The 16,494-nt window shown below is 67.1% G+C and carries 11 protein-coding genes; 5 read left to right on the forward strand and 6 right to left on the reverse strand.

Annotation, left to right across the window (positions count from 1 at the left end; all coding sequences use genetic code 11):
- Nucleotides 1-10: 10 nt before the first annotated feature.
- A complete protein-coding gene (locus RCH15_RS13600) occupies nucleotides 11-3,625 on the forward strand; it encodes a S41 family peptidase (protein ID WP_326961199.1) in 3,615 nt (1,204 codons plus the stop codon).
- 81 nt (nucleotides 3,626-3,706) lie between these two features.
- Here the strand turns inward: RCH15_RS13600 and RCH15_RS13605 are convergent, their stop codons facing one another.
- From RCH15_RS13605 to RCH15_RS13625, 5 genes are all read right to left on the reverse strand, one after another.
- Nucleotides 3,707-4,135 (reverse strand): OsmC family peroxiredoxin, encoded by a 429-nt coding sequence (locus RCH15_RS13605; protein WP_326961200.1) that lies wholly within the window; start codon nucleotides 4,133-4,135, stop codon nucleotides 3,707-3,709.
- Nucleotides 4,136-4,326: 191 nt separating this feature from the next.
- On the reverse strand, nucleotides 4,327-4,677 hold the full coding sequence (locus RCH15_RS13610) for a hypothetical protein (protein WP_326961201.1): 351 nt from the start codon (nucleotides 4,675-4,677) through the stop codon (nucleotides 4,327-4,329).
- Nucleotides 4,678-4,838: 161 nt separating this feature from the next.
- Nucleotides 4,839-6,584 carry a 2-oxoglutarate dehydrogenase, E2 component, dihydrolipoamide succinyltransferase gene (sucB, locus tag RCH15_RS13615; protein WP_326961202.1) on the reverse strand — a complete coding sequence of 582 codons (1,746 nt, stop codon included), beginning with the start codon at nucleotides 6,582-6,584 and terminating at the stop codon, nucleotides 4,839-4,841.
- A 126-nt stretch (nucleotides 6,585-6,710) separates the two neighbouring features.
- On the reverse strand, nucleotides 6,711-8,096 hold the full coding sequence (lpdA, locus tag RCH15_RS13620) for a dihydrolipoyl dehydrogenase (protein WP_326961203.1): 1,386 nt from the start codon (nucleotides 8,094-8,096) through the stop codon (nucleotides 6,711-6,713).
- Nucleotides 8,097-8,353: 257 nt separating this feature from the next.
- Nucleotides 8,354-9,880 (reverse strand): leucyl aminopeptidase, encoded by a 1,527-nt coding sequence (locus RCH15_RS13625; RefSeq protein ID WP_326961204.1) that lies wholly within the window; start codon nucleotides 9,878-9,880, stop codon nucleotides 8,354-8,356.
- Between the two features lie 292 nt (nucleotides 9,881-10,172).
- Between RCH15_RS13625 and RCH15_RS13630 the strand changes: the two genes are divergently transcribed.
- From RCH15_RS13630 to RCH15_RS13645, 4 genes are all read left to right on the forward strand, one after another.
- Nucleotides 10,173-11,111 carry a proteasome assembly chaperone family protein gene (locus RCH15_RS13630; protein WP_326961205.1) on the forward strand — a complete coding sequence of 313 codons (939 nt, stop codon included), beginning with the start codon at nucleotides 10,173-10,175 and terminating at the stop codon, nucleotides 11,109-11,111.
- Between the two features lie 34 nt (nucleotides 11,112-11,145).
- Nucleotides 11,146-12,477 (forward strand): MFS transporter, encoded by a 1,332-nt coding sequence (locus RCH15_RS13635; RefSeq protein ID WP_326961206.1) that lies wholly within the window; start codon nucleotides 11,146-11,148, stop codon nucleotides 12,475-12,477.
- Nucleotides 12,478-12,636: 159 nt separating this feature from the next.
- A complete protein-coding gene (locus RCH15_RS13640) occupies nucleotides 12,637-14,040 on the forward strand; it encodes a DUF4192 family protein (protein ID WP_326961207.1) in 1,404 nt (467 codons plus the stop codon).
- Between the two features lie 530 nt (nucleotides 14,041-14,570).
- A complete protein-coding gene (locus RCH15_RS13645) occupies nucleotides 14,571-15,896 on the forward strand; it encodes an RNA polymerase sigma factor (RefSeq protein WP_326961208.1) in 1,326 nt (441 codons plus the stop codon).
- Between the two features lie 196 nt (nucleotides 15,897-16,092).
- Here the strand turns inward: RCH15_RS13645 and RCH15_RS13650 are convergent, their stop codons facing one another.
- Nucleotides 16,093-16,314 (reverse strand): DUF7455 domain-containing protein, encoded by a 222-nt coding sequence (locus RCH15_RS13650; protein WP_326961209.1) that lies wholly within the window; start codon nucleotides 16,312-16,314, stop codon nucleotides 16,093-16,095.
- Between the last annotated feature and the right edge of the window lie 180 nt (nucleotides 16,315-16,494).

Here is a 16,494-nt window from a genome sequence, read left to right on the forward strand (position 1 = left end):
TGATCAGACGATGACTTCTTCCAGCTACTTCCGTTTCCCGCATCTGCACGGCGACCTGGTCACTTTCGTGGCCGAAGACGACGTCTGGATTGCGCCCCTCGGCGGCGGCCGGGCCTGGCGGATTTCCTCGCTGCAGCTGCCAGCCCGCAACCCCCGCTTCACGCCGGACGGCAAGCGGCTGGTGTGGACGGTCATCCAGGGAACATCGCCGGAGGTTGTCACGGCCGAGGTCGACGGCGGTGGTTACCGCCAGTTGAGCTTCTTCGGCCACGCGAGCACCAGGGTCAAGGGGTTCACCCCCGACGGCGCCGTCCTGGTCACCAGCGCTTTCCGCCAGGCCGACAGTCGTCTTACGCACGCTTACAGCCTGCCGGTCACCGGCGGCTGGGCCACCGAACTTCCGCTGGGCCCGGTGGAATCCGTTGCCTTCGGGCCGGTCGTCGGCGACGAACGGCCCGTGGTCCTCGCCAGCGTCCTTTCGCGGGAACCGGCCTGGTGGAAGCGCTACCGGGGTGGCACCGCCGGGAAGCTGTGGATCGACGCGGACGGAAACGGCGAATTCGAGCGGCTCGCGGCCGGGCTGGACGGCAACCTGACCGACCCCATGTGGGTCGATGGCCGGATCGCTTTCCTCTCCGACCACGAGGGCTACGGCAACCTCTACTCCGTGCTTCCCGACGGATCCGATCTGCGCCGCCACACAGATCACGAGGACTTCTATGTCCGGCACGCGGCCACCGACGGCCAGCGGGTGGTGTTCGAATCCGCCGGTGAGCTATGGCTGCTGGCAGACCTCGGTGCAGAGCCGGTCAAACTCGGCATCACCCTGGGATCCGCCTCCCAGGCCCGCCGCGGCACGCCGCTGAAACCGTCCCGCCACTTGGGCGAAGTAGTTCCGGACCACGCCGGCGGCTCCAGCGCCGTCGAGGCGCACGGCACCCTGCACTGGCTGCAGCACAAAGACGGCCCCTCACGTGTGGTGGAAGCAACCCCCGGCGTCCGGGCCCGCCTGCCCCGCCCTTTCGGCGCCGGCCGGATCGCCTACGTGGCTGACCACGGCGGCGTTGAGGCCCTGTACCTGAAGGCCATCGCCGCGCCCCTGGACTCTGCCCGGGCGGACCCTGACCGGACGGACTCCGCCGGGTCGGGCGCGCCCTTGGCCTCTCCGGCGCAGCCGGCTGCCCGGCCGGGTGCGGAATCCGACGCCGGCACGCTACTGCCCCGTCCAGTCTCCGCCGCCGCACTTACCCGGCCCGAAGCCGTTACTGCGGTCCCCGCAGCATCCGCGGCAGCGGCCGCCAGGGCGGGCAGTCCCGGAACGGGGCCCGGCACCGCGGGCAGCCCGTCCGACGCCGCCGATACCGCCGGCCCGGCGGGCGGCGCTGCGCCGGCCCTGCAGGGCACTGACCGGCGGCCGACGCGGGTCGATTTCCCTAAACCGACCCGGGCCAGCGCCCTCGAGGCCAGCCCGGACGGCAACTGGCTCGCCGTCGGCACCGCTTTCGGCGACATCTACCTGGCCGACACCCGGACCGGAACGTTGTCCCTCGTCAGCAGCATTGGCGAGGGCAGCATCGAAAGCTTCAGCTGGTCCCCGGACTCGGCCTGGCTGGGCTGGTCCGAGCCGGTCACCTCGTTCGGGTCCCGCAGCCGGCTGCGTATCACCGCAGTAGATGTCGCAGCGGACGGCGCGGCAACGGCGGAAACCCGCACCATCATCGATGTCACCGACGGCCGGTTCCGCGACGAATCGCCGTCCTTCACCCCCGACGGCAAATACCTCGCCTTCCTCTCCAACCGCAGCTTCGACCCCGTCTACGACGGGCATTCCTTTGACCTGTCCTTCCCGAGCCCGATCAAGCCCTACCTGGTGGCCCTCGCCGCGGACACCCCCTCGCCCTTCGGACCGGGCGTTGACCTGCAGGACGACGGGACCGCAGCCGACGGCACATCCCCCGGGAGCACGTCCGTCGACGACGCGGTGAGGGACCAGGTGCCGGCAGTCCGGGTGGATGCCGATGGCCTGGCGCACCGGGTCATCACCGTGCCCGTGCCGCAGGGAAACTACTCCGATCTCACCGCCACTGCCGGTGCCCTGCTCTGGCTCGACAGCGAACTCTTCGGCGTGACCGGCGACGGCCGTGCCAGCCTTGAGGACAAGAACGCCGCGCCCAGCCTCGTCCGCTTCGACCTCGCCCGCCGGAAAAGCACCACCATCGTGGAAGCGCTGGACAGCTACCGGCTCTCCGGCGACGGCGGGAAGGTCGTTATCCTGCAGGACAAGCAGGTCCGCGTCTCGCCCGCCAACGCCAAGGCGGACGAGGAATCCGGCCAGCTGGTCAAGGTTGATCTCGGCCGGATCCGGGTGCAGCTTGATCCGCCCAGCGTCTGGGGCCAGGCCTTCGATGAAGCCTGGCGGCTTCAGCGTGACTTCTTCTGGACCGAAGACATGGCCGGACAGGACTGGAATTCCGTGCACGCCCGGTACCGTCCGATCGTTGACCGCCTCGGCTCACACGATGACCTCGTGGACCTGCTGTGGGAGCTCCACGGTGAGTTGGGCACCTCGCACGCCTACGTCCGCCCGGCCGCTGTCACCGAGAATGGCAGCAACGGTCAGGGCCGACTCGGCGCCGATCTTGCCCTCACCGGCCAGGGCTGGGAAATTATCCGGATCCTCGCGGGGGAGTCCTCCGATCCGCTCGCCACGTCGCCGCTGACCCGCCCCGGCGCCGACGCGAAGACCGGCGACCTGGTTTTGGCGATCGACGGCGTCGAACTCTCCGAAGCGCGCACACCCGCCATGGCGCTGGTGGGGGCCGCGGGGCGCGCTGTGGAGCTCACGCTGCGCAACGGCTCCGGGCACGGAAGCCAGGCCGGCAAGCTGCGCCGCGTCGCCGTGGTTCCGGTCCGGGACGAGGAGCGGCTGCGTTACCAGGAGTGGGTGGCCGGCAACCGCCGCACCGTCCGGCAGGCCTCGCAGGGAACCTTCGGCTATCTGCACATTCCGGACATGATGGCCAATGGCTGGGCCCAGCTGCACCGCGACCTCGATACCGAAACAGCGCTCGACGGACTGCTCGTCGACGTCCGCCGGAACCGGGGAGGCCACACCTCCCAGCTCGTCGCGGAATTGATTGGACGCAAGGTCACCGGCTGGAGCATGCCCCGCGGAGAGAAGCCGCGGACCTACCCCCATCACGCGCCGCGCGGCCCGGTTGTAATCCTTACCGACGAATTCGCCGGCTCGGACGGTGACATCATCACCCAGGTTTCCAAGCTGCGCGGGATTGGCCCGGTCATTGGCACCCGCACGTGGGGCGGCGTCGTCGGCATTGACAACCGGTTTGCCCTGGCCGACGGAACCGGTGTCACCCAGCCCCGCTACGCCACCTGGTTCTCCGGAGGTGTGGGGTGGGGCGTCGAGAACTTCGGCGTCGCCCCCGACATCGAAGTGGCCTTCCCGCCGCACGCCCACGCCGCCGGTACCGACCCGCAACTCGAGTTCGGCATCGGGGCCCTCAAGGAAATGATCGAGGAACTGCCCACCGACCGGCCGCCGCTGCGGGAGGGCTACCGTCGCCTGCGGCCGGCTCCGCTGCCTGCCCGCCGGGCCGGCGCCTAGCCCTGCGCAGCGCGCCGAGAGCAAAGGCCCCCGTTTCCTGCAGGTCAGGGAACGGGGGCCTTTGCTCTGGCGCGTCAGGGACTAGGAGGCCAGCGTGGCATCCAGGGTGATCTTGATGCCGGTAAGGGCGGCCGAGACCGGGCAACCCAGCTTGGCTTCCTCAGCGATACGCTGGAATTCCTCTTCCGTGATGTCCAAAATCCGGGCGCTGACGGTCAGGTGGCTGTCCGTGATGCCGGTGCCGGGCACGAACGTGACGTCGGCCTTGGTGTTGACTTCCTCGGGCGTGTGGCCGGCCTGGGCGACGGCGAGGCTGAATGCCATGGAGAAGCAGGCCGAGTGCGCGGCGGCGATAAGTTCTTCGGGGCTGGTCTTGCCCTCGGAGGCCTCGGCGCGCGCCTTCCACGTGACATCGAAATTACCCAGCCCGGAGCTGTCCAGGGTGGTGTTGCCGGCGCCCGTCATCAGGTCGCCGTTCCAAACAGTGTGTGCGGTGCGTGTTGCTGCCATGTCCACTCCTCAAGATTGTTGTCATGCCACGGAACCGGCGCAGCGCCGGATAGTGCCGTGTCCCATCCTAGGGATTTAGCACTCCGGCCGCACCGGTGTCCGCTGTCAGTGGATTGTGCCTCCGCTTGAACGACGACGGCGGCGCACCCCGCTAAAGGGGTGCGCCGCCGTCGTCAATGGTGAACGGGTGCCTACTGCCACAAGGTGGCGATGGCCACGTTGAGCAAAGCAAGGCCGCCGACGGCGTGGGCGAGGCCCTTGCTGACCGGTTGGTCCTTCTTGTATTTGCGGCTGCCGATGAAGGCGAGCACGGCCACCACGAGGGCGATGGTGAACTTAACGCCCAGTTTGGCGTAGTTGGCATCCATGTTCAGGGCCGGAATGAGTCCCATCATCGCAATGCCGGTGATGAGCTGCAGGGCGGCGCCGTCGAACTGGCGGGGATGCACGGTGGGTTTCTTCATCTGGACGATCCAGATGCCCACGATCATGGCGGCTCCGATGATGTGCAGGAAGACCATGACGTTATAGACGATATTCATGGCATCAGTCTAGCCAGAAGATTCTACGCTCCGTAGTAGGACCCGCCAGGGCCGGAACTGCAGGTGGCGCGCATGCAAAACGGCGACGGCGGCACAGGTCCCGGTGGTTGCCCACCGATGTTAGTGCCGCCGTCGCCGGTTCCGGCGAGCCGGACGTTGTGCTAGAGCCCCAGGTCCGCTTCGAAGGCGCCTTCCTCAAGGCGTGCCTTCAGCGTCTGCAGGAAGCGTCCCGCGTCGGCGCCGTCCACCAAGCGGTGGTCGTAGGTCAGGGAGAGGTACATCATGGAGCGGATGGCCAGCGAGTCATCGCCGTTCTCATCGGAAACCACGACGGCGCGCTTGACGATCGCGCCGGTGCCGAGGATGGCAACCTGCGGCTGGTTGATGATCGGGGTGTCAAAGAGCGCGCCCACGGAACCGATGTTGGTGATGCTGAAGGTTCCGCCGGAGAGCTCGTCCGGACCGATCTTGCCGTTGCGGGTGCGGTCCGCGACGTCGGCGATCTTGCCTGCCAGACCGGCAAGGTTCAGGTTGCCGGCGTCGGCAATGACCGGAACCAGCAGGCCCTTATCCGTGTCCACCGCAATCGCCAGGTGTTCGGCGTTGTGGTAGGTGATCTCCTGCTTGTCTTCGTCGTAGGAGGCGTTGACCTTGGGGTGGTGCTTCAGGGCCTCGGCGACAGCCTTGGCGATGAAGGGCAGGAAGGTCAGCTTGGAGCCGTTCTGGGCCTGGAAGGAGTTCTTGGCCTTGGTGCGGAGCTTGGCGACCTTGGTCATGTCAACTTCGTGTACCTGGGTCAGCTGGGTGGAGATGTCCAGCGACTCACGCATGCGGCGGGCGATGACCTGGCGGATCCGCGGCGCCTTCTGCACGGTGCCGCGCAGCGAGGACAGCTCGGCGGACGGACGCGCCGCCGGGGCTGCAGCGGGAGCCGGGGCGGCTGCGGCGGGGGCCGGTGCTGCCTTGGCTTCTGCTGCCGCCAGCACGTCCTGCTTGCGGATGCGGCCGCCCACGCCGGTGCCGGTCAGGGACGAGATGTCAACGCCCTGCTGGTTGGCCAGCTTGCGGACAAGCGGAGTGACGTAGCCGGACTCCGACGACGCGGCCGGCGCAGCAGAAGCGGCGGGGGCTGCCTCCTGCTTGGGGGCTTCGGCCGGGGCGGCTGCCTTGGGAGCTTCCTGCTTGGGGGCTTCGGCCGGGGCGGCTGCCTTGGGAGCTTCCTGCTTGGGAGCTTCCGGGGCTGGAGCCGCAGCAGGGGCCGCGGCGCCGGATCCGATGACGGCGAGGACGGAGCCCACCTCCGCGGTTTCGTCTTCGGCGACCTTGATTTCCTGCAGGACGCCGGCGACCGGTGACGGGATCTCGGTGTCGACCTTGTCCGTGGAAACTTCGAGCAGCGGTTCGTCGACCTCGACGTTGTCGCCGATGCTCTTAAGCCACCGGGTAACCGTGCCTTCGGTGACGCTTTCGCCCAGTGCGGGGAGAGTGACCTCGTGGCTCTCGCCCGCCGGGGCGGGAGATTCCTGGGCAGCGGGTACTTCAGCTTCGGGCGCCGGTGCTTCGGCGGCGGACGGGGACTCGGCGGCCGCCGGGGCGGGCGCCTCCTCTGCGGGTGCTTCAGCGGCGGGAGCCTCGGCGGCCGGGGCATCTCCTGAGCCGGCGGTGCCGGAACCGTCGCCTATGCGCACCAGCGGCGCGCCGACTTCAGCGGTCTCGTCTTCGGCGACGAGGATTTCCTCGATCACGCCGGCGATCGGAGAGGGGATCTCGGTGTCTACTTTGTCGGTGGAAACCTCGAGCAGCGGCTCGTCCACCTCTACCCGGTCACCTACCTGCTTGAGCCAGCGGGTGACGGTTCCTTCGGTGACACTCTCACCGAGGGCGGGCAAGTTAACGGATTCAGACATGTCGTCCCCGTTCTCCTTATTGATCTTTAATGCGGATGAATGCTGCCTTGGTCGAGCTTAGTGCACCCGGCTTTTGCGGCCGGGTGCACTACGCACGAAGTTCTTGCGGTGGTGCGGGCGGAACTATCAGCCGTGCAGGGCCTTGCCGGCCAGCGCCAGGTGAGCCTCGCCCAGGGATTCGTTCTGGGTCGGGTGGGCGTGGACCAGCTGGGCCACATCCTCCGGGTAGGCTTCCCAGTTCACGATCAGCTGGGCTTCGCCGACCTGCTCGCCCATGCGGGAGCCGATCATGTGGACGCCGACGACGGGGCCGTCCTTCTGCCGGACGAGCTTGACGAGGCCGGACGTGCCCAGGATGGAGCTCTTGCCGTTGCCGGCGAGGTTGTATTCCTGGGTGATGACCTGGTCGTCACCGAACTTGGCCTTGGCAGCCTTTTCGGAGTAGCCGACGGTTGCGATCTCCGGCTCGGAGTAGGTGACCTTCGGGATGTTGATGTCCTCGACGACCACCGGCTTGAGGCCGGCGATTTCCTCGGCGACAAAGATGCCCTGCTGGTAGCCGCGGTGGGCCAGTTGGACGCCCGGAACGATGTCGCCCACCGCGTAGACGTTGCCGACGCCGGTGTGCAGGCGCTCGTTCGTGATGACGAAGCCGCGGTCGATTGTCACGCCCGCGTCCTCGTAGCCGAGGTTGGCCGTGACGGGGCCGCGGCCGACGGCGACGAGCATGAGGTCTGCCTCGAAGGTCTTGCCGTCCACGAGGGTGACCTTCACGCCGTCGGCGTTCTGCTCGACCCCCTGGAAGAAGGTACCGGTGGAGAACTTAATGCCACGCTTCTTGAAGGCACGCTCGAAGGCTTTGACGATCGTCGCGTCCTCGTTGGGGACCAGCGACGGCAGGCCCTCGATGATGGTGACGTCGACGCCGAAGGACTTCCAGACTGAAGCGAACTCGACGCCGATCACGCCGCCGCCCAGAATGATCGCGCTCTTGGGGATGAAGTCCATGGTGAGGGCCTCATCCGAGGTGATGACCTTGCCGCCGATTTCCAGACCAGGCAGCGAGCGGGAGTACGAGCCGGTCGCGAGGACAATGTTCTTGCCCTTGTACGCGGTGCCGTTGACAACGACGGTGTCGGTGCCCTGGAGCTTGCCTTCACCCTCAATGACGGTGATGCTCTTCTTGCTCTTGATCAGGCCCTGGAGGCCCTTGTACTTGCCTGCGATGATGCCGTCTTTGTAGGCATTGACGGCAGTGATGTCGATGCTGTCCAGCGTGACGTTGACGCCGTACTTGGCTGAATCGCGGGCATGGTCGGCCAGTTCGGCCGAGTGCAGCAGGGCCTTCGTGGGGATGCAGCCGTTATGCAGGCAGGTCCCGCCGAGCTTGCCCTTTTCAACCAGGCCTACGGTGAGGCCAAGCTGAACGGCCCGCAGGGCAGTTGCATAGCCGCCGCTGCCGCCGCCGAGTACCAGGATGTCGAATTCTTGCGCAGTTGCCTGATCGGCCACTAAAACGCTCCCTCGCGTGAACGATGACACGAGAGTACGCATCATCTGGTCTTGGAACCAACGCTGCCGTAAGTAATGCCGGCAGGAATGTTCCCTTTCGTTTGGAACTACCGTTGTTCACCTTAGCGAACCACTAATACATGCTCCACCTTGCCGTGGCGTTTGTGGAGAGCTTGTGTCCAGTGTCACGCACCCTGGTGACCGGGGCAGCGGGGCCCCGGCCACCAGGGTGCGCGGACACCTGGACGGTGGCGCTGCTAGGCCGTTTTGGCCAGGATGTCCTCGACGTACGCCACGAGGGTCCGCACCGTGCAGCCGGTTCCTTGCTTGTGGTTGTACCCGTACGGGCTGCCGTTGTTGAAGGACGGCCCGGCAATGTCGATGTGCGCCCAGGGGATCTGTTCGCCGTCCTTGTCCTTGCCGACGAATTCGCGCAGGAAGACGGCAGCGGTCATCATGCCGCCGTGGCGTTCGCCGATATTGGCGATGTCCGCGACCTGTGACTCGAGGCTGGGACGCAGTTCCTCCGGCAGCGGCATCGGCCAGACCAGCTCGCCGGCCCGGTCAGCGGCAACCTTGATCGCACCAGTGACGGATTCGGAACCCATGACGCCGGCGGTCCGGTTGCCAAGGGCGATCAGCTGCGCCCCGGTCAAGGTGGCGACGTCGATGATGGCGTCGGGGAACTCCTGGCTGGCGGCCACAATGCCGTCGGCCATGACCAGCCTGCCCTCGGCGTCGGTGTTCAGGACCTCAACGGTCTTGCCGCCGAATATGGTGAGCACGTCGGCGGGCCGCTGGGCGGCACCGGAGGGCATGTTTTCCGCGATGCAGAGCCAGGCGGTCGCCTTGACCGGCAGGCCCAGGCCCGCAATCGCCAGGACAGTGTTCAACACGACGGCGGCGCCGGCCATATCGGATTTCATGTCGCCCATGCCCAGGTGCGGCTTGAGTGAGATGCCGCCGGTGTCGAAGGTGATGCCTTTGCCCACGAGGGCGACCTTGGCGGCTGCCCGGGCGGGGGAGTATTCGACCTTGACCAGGCGCGGCTGCCGGGTGGAGCCCTTGCCGACGCCGAGGATCCCGCCGAAGCCTTCCTTCTCCAGGCGCTTCTCGTCCCACACTGTCACCTTGACCGGCAGGCCCTTGGACAGTTCCTTGGCCGCGTCCGCGAAGGACTCGGGGTACAGGTGGCTCGGCGGCTGGTTGACCAGTGAGCGGGTCGCGTTGACGGCCTTGCCGATCAAGGCGGCGCGGTTCAGGACCGGCTTCAGCCCTGCGTCGCCGGCAAAGTCGGTCACGATCAGGACGTTGTTTACCGGATCTTTCAAGCCGTCCCTGGACGAGCGGTATTCGGTGAAGGAGTAGGCGCCCATTGCCGCACCCTCGGCGACGGCGGCGACGTCGCCCAGTGACGACGTCGGGAGGGCCAGTGCCACAGTGCCGACGCCCGACAGCTGGCGGACTGCCGATCCTGCGGCGCGGCGCAGCGCCTCCTCGGTGAGTGGCTGCCCCGCGGTTACTTTGCCGACGCCGGCAAGCACCAGAACCTTCGCTCCGGCCTCGCTGAGACCCGGGAGGCGGTGGGCCTGGTCTGCTGCGCCGGTGATGCCAAGAACACTCAGTGACTCCGCGAGGGCTTCGGCGGCTTTGGCAGTCAGGGGGTTGCTGAGCAGGACGGGACCGTCCGTACCCTGGCCGACGCCGATGACAAGGGCGTCGCTCGGGTACTTCTTCAGGTCCCCTGCGACTGCGCTAAGTTTGACTTCCGTATTCTTGACCACGAGGACAGTCCTCAATTCTCTAAGGTATGAGGGCAGGAACTGCATGTTTTTCCGTCCTGCCATTGAACCCGGGCCGCTGTCTTTCCAGACGGAGCCCAGGAGTCTTCTGGCCGTGGTACGGCCAGCTCCGATCGTAGTCCGTCCCCGGCGCGGGTGTTCAATTAGGTGAGAGCTGGAGCACATCCCGATGAGGAATGCCGCCGAACCCCCGCGTGTTGTACCCCATATCAGCGCCGCCGCCCTGCGGGCCCCGTCCGGCTGCTCCCACTGACGACGACGAAAGGAACATGCCGTGCTTAAACGGATTTCCGGCTCCCTGCTGGACCCTGAATCGCTTTACCAGCGTGATGACGCGCTGTTCCAGGGCGCCGACCTGCTCGGGCTGAACCTCGTCATGGGGTTCACCGGATTCGCCGATGCAGGTCACGTGGTCCGGCAGATCACCGCCGAACTGCTGGACACCGCGGATGCGGAGATGGTGGCCGAATTCGACGCCGACCAGCTCATCGATTACCGGTCCCGCCGCCCGCAAATCAGCTTTGTCGAGGACCACCTGCAGGACTACCAGGCGCCGCGTCTGGCACTGTACCGCCTGGTCGACGGGTTGGGCAGCCCGTTCCTGCTTCTTGCCGGATTCGAACCGGACCTGCAATGGGAGAGGTTCGCGCGGGCCGTCGTGGGAATCGTTGAGGACCTCGACGTCAACCTCGTCACCTGGATTCATTCCATCCCCATGCCCGTTCCGCATACCCGTCCGGTCGGCGTGACGGTCCATGGCAACCGCCCGGACCTCATTGAGGGCATCTCCGTGTGGAAGCCGACCGTCGAGGTGCCCGCCGCCGTGGGCCACGTGCTTGAGCTTCGGCTCGCGGAGGCCGGGCGCAACGTCGCCGGCTATGTCATGCACGTGCCGCACTACCTTGCCGAGGCCGAGTACCCCACGGCCGCGGTCGCCGGCCTTGAGTACCTGGGCGCAGCCACCTCCCTGATGCTGCCCACCGACCGGCTCCGGGAAGCCGGCAGGGACGTCATGCGCCAGATTGCCGAGCAGATCGACGCTTCGGAGGATGTCCAGCAGGTGGTCTCGCGGCTGGAAACCCGCTACGACGAAAGCGCCGAGGGCACTGTCCGCCGGTCTCTGCTCGCCGACGAGAACGACCAGCTGCCTAACGCCGATACCCTCGGGGCCGCCGTCGAGGCCTATCTGGCCAGCAAAGAACCCGGCGAATAAATACTATTTAGTTGGGACTGGGCATAATGGAGGGGTGACTTCACCCCGAGCCTGGCTGATGTGGACGGTCGGGGTCTTCGCGTACCTCGTGGCGGTCAGCCAGCGCACGTCCTTTGGCGTGGTGGGTCTGGAGGCCACGGAACGGTTCCAGGCCAGTGCGGCCGAAATCTCCTTCTTCACGGTCCTGCAGCTGCTCGTCTACGCCGCTCTGCAAATACCGGTTGGCATCCTCGTGGACCGCTTCGGTTCCCGGGCCATGATCGCAGGAGGCGCCCTGCTGATGGGGCTGGGACAGCTCCAAATGGCTTTCGCTGACAACATCCCCGGCGGTGTGCTGGGCCGGGTCCTGGTGGGCGCCGGGGATGCGATGACCTTCATTTCGGTGATCCGGCTGATACCCCTGTGGTTCGCCCCCCGGCGCGTTCCGCTGCTGACCCAGCTAACCGGCATGTCCGGCCAGCTTGGCCAGCTCTTCAGCGTGGTGCCGTTTGCCATGATCTTGCACCTCGCCGGCTGGACCCCTGCGTTCCTGACGCTGGCAGCCATGTCAGCCCTCGCCGTCGTGCTCGTCCTGGTCCTGCTTCAGGACCTTCCGCCCGGGCACCCCGCAGCGGAACCCTCCCAGGGGCTGCGCGCCACCGGCGTCTCGCTCGCCCAGGCCTGGCGGCAGCCCGGCACCCGGCTGGGGCTCTGGAGCCACTTCACTGTCCAGTTCAGCGGCACCGTGTTTGCGATGACATGGGGTTATCCGTTCCTGATCTCCGCGCAGGGCCTGGACACGCCCACCGTTTCGGCGTTGATGACGCTGTACGTGGCGACGGCCATCGCCGCGGGGCCGTTGATGGGCAGATTCGTGGCACGGCACCCGCTGCGCCGGTCCACCATGGTGCTGCTGATAGCAGGCGTCACCGCGGCCGCCTGGGCGGCAGTGCTGCTCATCCCCGGACGGACCCCGCTGTGGTTGCTGGCCGGGCTCGTGGTGGTGCTGGCCGTCGGCGGGCCCGGCTCCATGATCGGCTTTGATTTTGCCCGCACGTTCAACCCGGCGCACCGGATCGGCACGGCCACCGGCATCGTCAACGTGGGAGGGTTCATCGCCTCCCTCATCGCCATCTACCTGATCGGCCTGGTCCTCGACGTCCTCTACGCGACCGGATTCTCCCGTGGCGAGCTCTATGGGCTTGACCCGTTCCGGATCGCGTTGAGTGTGCAGTTCCTGCTGCTGGCTTGCGGGGCAGCAGCCATTGTCATCATCCGCCGGAAGGTGCGGAAGCAGATGGCGGCCCAGGGCGTGGTGGTTCCGCCGCTGCTGGCCGCGCTCGCCAGCCAACGCCGGCTCAGCGCGCAGCGGCGCCGCACGCCCTGAGGACCGCCCGGCTTCGGGGCCGTCGGGTTTGGGGCCGTTGCCCTTGGCGCCAGTTGGTCGTTCCGCCGGCAAGCGGCCGTCCGGGAGTCTGTGGCCGGGTTATCCACATAGGACAGCCTGGCACTGATGCGGGCCGGCGCGGCGCGGGACGCTGGCTTCATGACAGCTCCCGATCACCTGAAAATCACCGGCCCGGAGGACATCCTGGGGTTCATTCCGCATTCCCTGGGCTATTGGCCTGCCCGCAGCCTTGTGGCCATGACCATGCAAGGAAAACGGCTGGGAGCAACCCTCCGCGTGGACCTTCCCGGCAACACCGGCGGCCCCGGCCGGTCCGGTGCTGCCGGACCCGCAGGCTATGCCCGTTCCGTGGCGTCTTATCTCGAAGCCGACGATAAAGCGGACGGCTCCCTGCTCGCCCTTTTCACGGAGACCGACGGGGACCCGGCGCCCTGGGCGCCGTTCCTGGCCGAGCTTGAGAGCGCGCTCGCCGACGCCGGCATGCCGGTGCGTGACGCCTGGCTGATCGGCGCCGACTACTGGCGCAATGCCTATTGCCTTGACCCGTCGTGCTGCGCCCCGCCCGGGCGGCCGGTGGAAGAAATCAGGAACAGCCGGCTCAACGCCGAGATGGTCTTTCGCGGGAGCACTGTCGGGGCTGCCCCCGGCGCCGCCCGGATCGTTCCGCGGTCAACGCCGGATCCGGCGGTGACCGCCGCCCAGGGAAATTGGGCGGCGCAGTTCTCCGTCCGCACGAGGGACAGGGCGCAGTTCCACCAGGTGTTGGACGTGTGGTCACGGGTGCTGCAGGCTCCGGCGCCGGGCCCGGTGCTGACTCCGGCGCTCGCCGGCTACCTCCGGGCGTCCCTGTGTGTTCTGCCCTGGCGCGACGCGGTACTGGTGATGACCGCGGCAGGGCGGGAATCGGCAGAGCGCGGCGCCGAGGACTTCGGGGTGCTCTCCGGCGCAGACCAGGGGCGCGGAAGCGATGGTCCGCGCCGCGGTTTCCCGCCGGCCGTCCGCCCACCTGCGGCACTCCCGCCGCTGGAAGGGTTCCCGCGTCCGGGCCGGGGCGGAGCCAGGGAGGGCAGCCCCGGCAGCGGCGCTGGCAGCGGCGCACGAGCAAGCTGCGGAACGCCACGCGGAGGAAGCAGGGGTGCAGGGAGCGGGGCCTCCGCCGGTGGCGGGAAAGGCAAAGACTCCCGCGGCATGAACCGGTCCGGCCTGAAACGGCAGGATGTGGCCGGCTACGGCGAGGTCTTGCTGGGCCTGGCGCCTCCGGTGCCGGACTGGAGCCGGCTGGCGGGCCTGGAACGGGTGCTGGTGCAGCTGGGTGAGACCGGCGGCGAGGCGGGAGCGGCAGCACTGACCGGGCGGGGCTGGATTGAATGGTGCCGGGGGAAAGGATCGTTTGCCCACGAACTGTTCAGGCAGGCGGAGGCGGAATGTCCCGGCTACCGGCTTGCGGAGCTCCTGGAGGAACTCGTCCGTCGCGGGAATCTCTGCGGCTGGGCGCGCCGGAGCGAGACAGCCTGGCAGCGGTTTGATCCGGACGTAGCCTGACGGCAGGAGCCTACGGAGGGGGTGGCCGCGGATTTGATCAGCGCCGCGCGGAAGGGACATCCAGGGGTTCGACCAGCGGAGGGGACGGGTGGCAGGACCCGGGACAGGGCCGGGGGGTGATCACGTACAGGGCCGGGGCGATCACGTACAGGGCCGGGGGCGATCACGTACAGGGCCGGAGGGCGGTACCGGTGACACGATTGCCAGGCAGGACCGGCAGGCGGGCACTGTGCCGCGGCGGAGGGCGGCGTCTACAGCAGCGGCCGCCCCGGCCGGGGACGGCACGGCCGCGCCGCGCGGCGGTGACGGTTTCAAAAATCGTGAGACAATGATTCCCGAGACCCGGTTGGGTCCGTGTATTGAGTGCTCGCAGTGAACCTTGGAAACAGGGAACATTTCGGTCGCCCCAGGAGTTCTACTTAGTGGCTCTGCTGGTCGTGATTGCACCTGATGTGAAACACGGACTTGACAGGGTCATAGTGGTGTTGCCCGTATGGTGATTCCACAGACCGCCGCTAGAAAGGTTTTCTGTGACCCCGTCTTCCGCGAAGAAGGAACCCGCCGACCAGGCCGTATTGTCCCCTGAGGAGAAGAAGGCGGCGACGAGCGCCAAGCGCGCCGCCACGCGAGCCGCCAATAAGGCTGTCAAAGACGCCGCCTTGGCCGATGGTGACAGCACCGCGTCGGCAGTCGCCAAGCCTGAGCCAAAGAAGCGCGGGCCCAAGCCCGGCGCTAAAGCCGCGGCGCAGGCCGCCGGCAAAGCCAACGGCGATGACGACGAAGAAGCCGAGGTAGACCTCGACGACGCCGTCGTCGGAGCCGTCGAGCTCGGTGAGGACGGTGAGGAGATCCCGGCCAAGGCAGCAGCTGCTACCGGCTCCGGCTTCGTCTACTCCGATGCCGACGACGACGACGCTCCTGTGCAGCAGGTCATGTCGGCTGGCGCCACCGCCGACCCCGTCAAGGACTACCTGAAGCAGATCGGCAAGGTCGCCCTGCTGAACGCTGAGCAGGAAGTTGACCTCGCCCTGCGCATCGAAGCAGGCCTCTTCGCCGAGGAAAAGATCAACGCCGACGACGGAACCATGGATCCGAAGCTCAAGCGCGAGCTCGAATTCGTCATCCACGATGGCAAGCGCGCCAAGAACCACCTGCTGGAGGCCAACCTCCGCCTCGTGGTCTCCCTGGCCAAGCGCTACACCGGCCGCGGCATGCTCTTCCTGGACCTGATCCAGGAAGGCAACCTCGGCTTGATCCGCGCGGTGGAGAAGTTCGACTACACCAAGGGCTTCAAGTTCTCCACCTACGCCACCTGGTGGATCCGCCAGGCCATCACCCGTGCCATGGCCGACCAGGCCCGCACCATCCGCATCCCGGTGCACATGGTGGAAGTCATCAACAAGCTGGCGCGCGTGCAACGCCAGATGCTGCAGGACCTTGGCCGCGAACCCACCCCGGAGGAGCTGGCCCTCGAACTGGACATGACGCCCGAGAAGGTCGTTGAAGTCCAGAAGTACGGCCGCGAACCGATCTCACTGCACACCCCGCTGGGCGAAGACGGCGATTCGGAGTTCGGTGACCTCATCGAGGACTCCGAGGCCGTGGTTCCGGCGGATGCAGTGAGCTTCACCCTGCTGCAGGAACAGCTGCACTCGGTGCTGGATACCCTTTCCGAGCGCGAGGCCGGCGTGGTCGCGATGCGTTTCGGTTTGACCGACGGACAGCCGAAGACGTTAGACGAAATCGGCAAGGTTTACGGGGTCACCCGTGAGCGGATCCGCCAAATCGAATCAAAGACCATGTCCAAGCTGCGGCACCCGTCGCGGTCCCAGGTCCTCCGGGATTACCTGGACTAGCCAAAACGGCCAACGCGGGGTCCAGTCCCGCCCATTCACCTCGGGGAATGGGCCGGATGGGGCCCCGCGTTGTTCGTTAACGCCGCGACCAGGCTTCGGACAGGTCCGGCTTGGTGCGTCCACGGCGGGGCATCCACGATGTTCGTTAAAGCGGAAAAGCCCCTCCGGATCTCCGGAGGGGCTTTCCTTGTCTGGTCTATTCGACCGGAACCGTCGGCTTCTCGTGAAGCCGGCCGGTCTCGTCGTGCCAGTCTGAGCTGAGTGGCCGTAGCGTCGGTTCCACCGCGCGGGCGTGGTGGCCGCAGAAGAGAAGCTCACCCCCGGAGGCGCCGAGAACAACCCGGACATACGCCTGTGCCCCGCAACGATCGCACCGGTCGACGGTGGTAAGTGTGCGGTCCGCAACTGCTGTTGTCATGTTCGGCCTCCTTGGTAGATCGATATACCTATATAACCAGCATTCGCGGCGAAACCATGGCTCGGATGGCTTACTTTCGCTGTACGCGTATCACGTCTCGGTAACGTCACCAGAGGCTTCCGGCCGTGCGGGGGTGGCAGCAGTGCGGATGCGGGCACTCGGACTAGGCTGGGAAGAGCG

This window comes from Arthrobacter sp. MP_M4 (genome assembly GCF_035984855.1).
GTDB lineage: Bacteria > Actinomycetota > Actinomycetes > Actinomycetales > Micrococcaceae > Arthrobacter.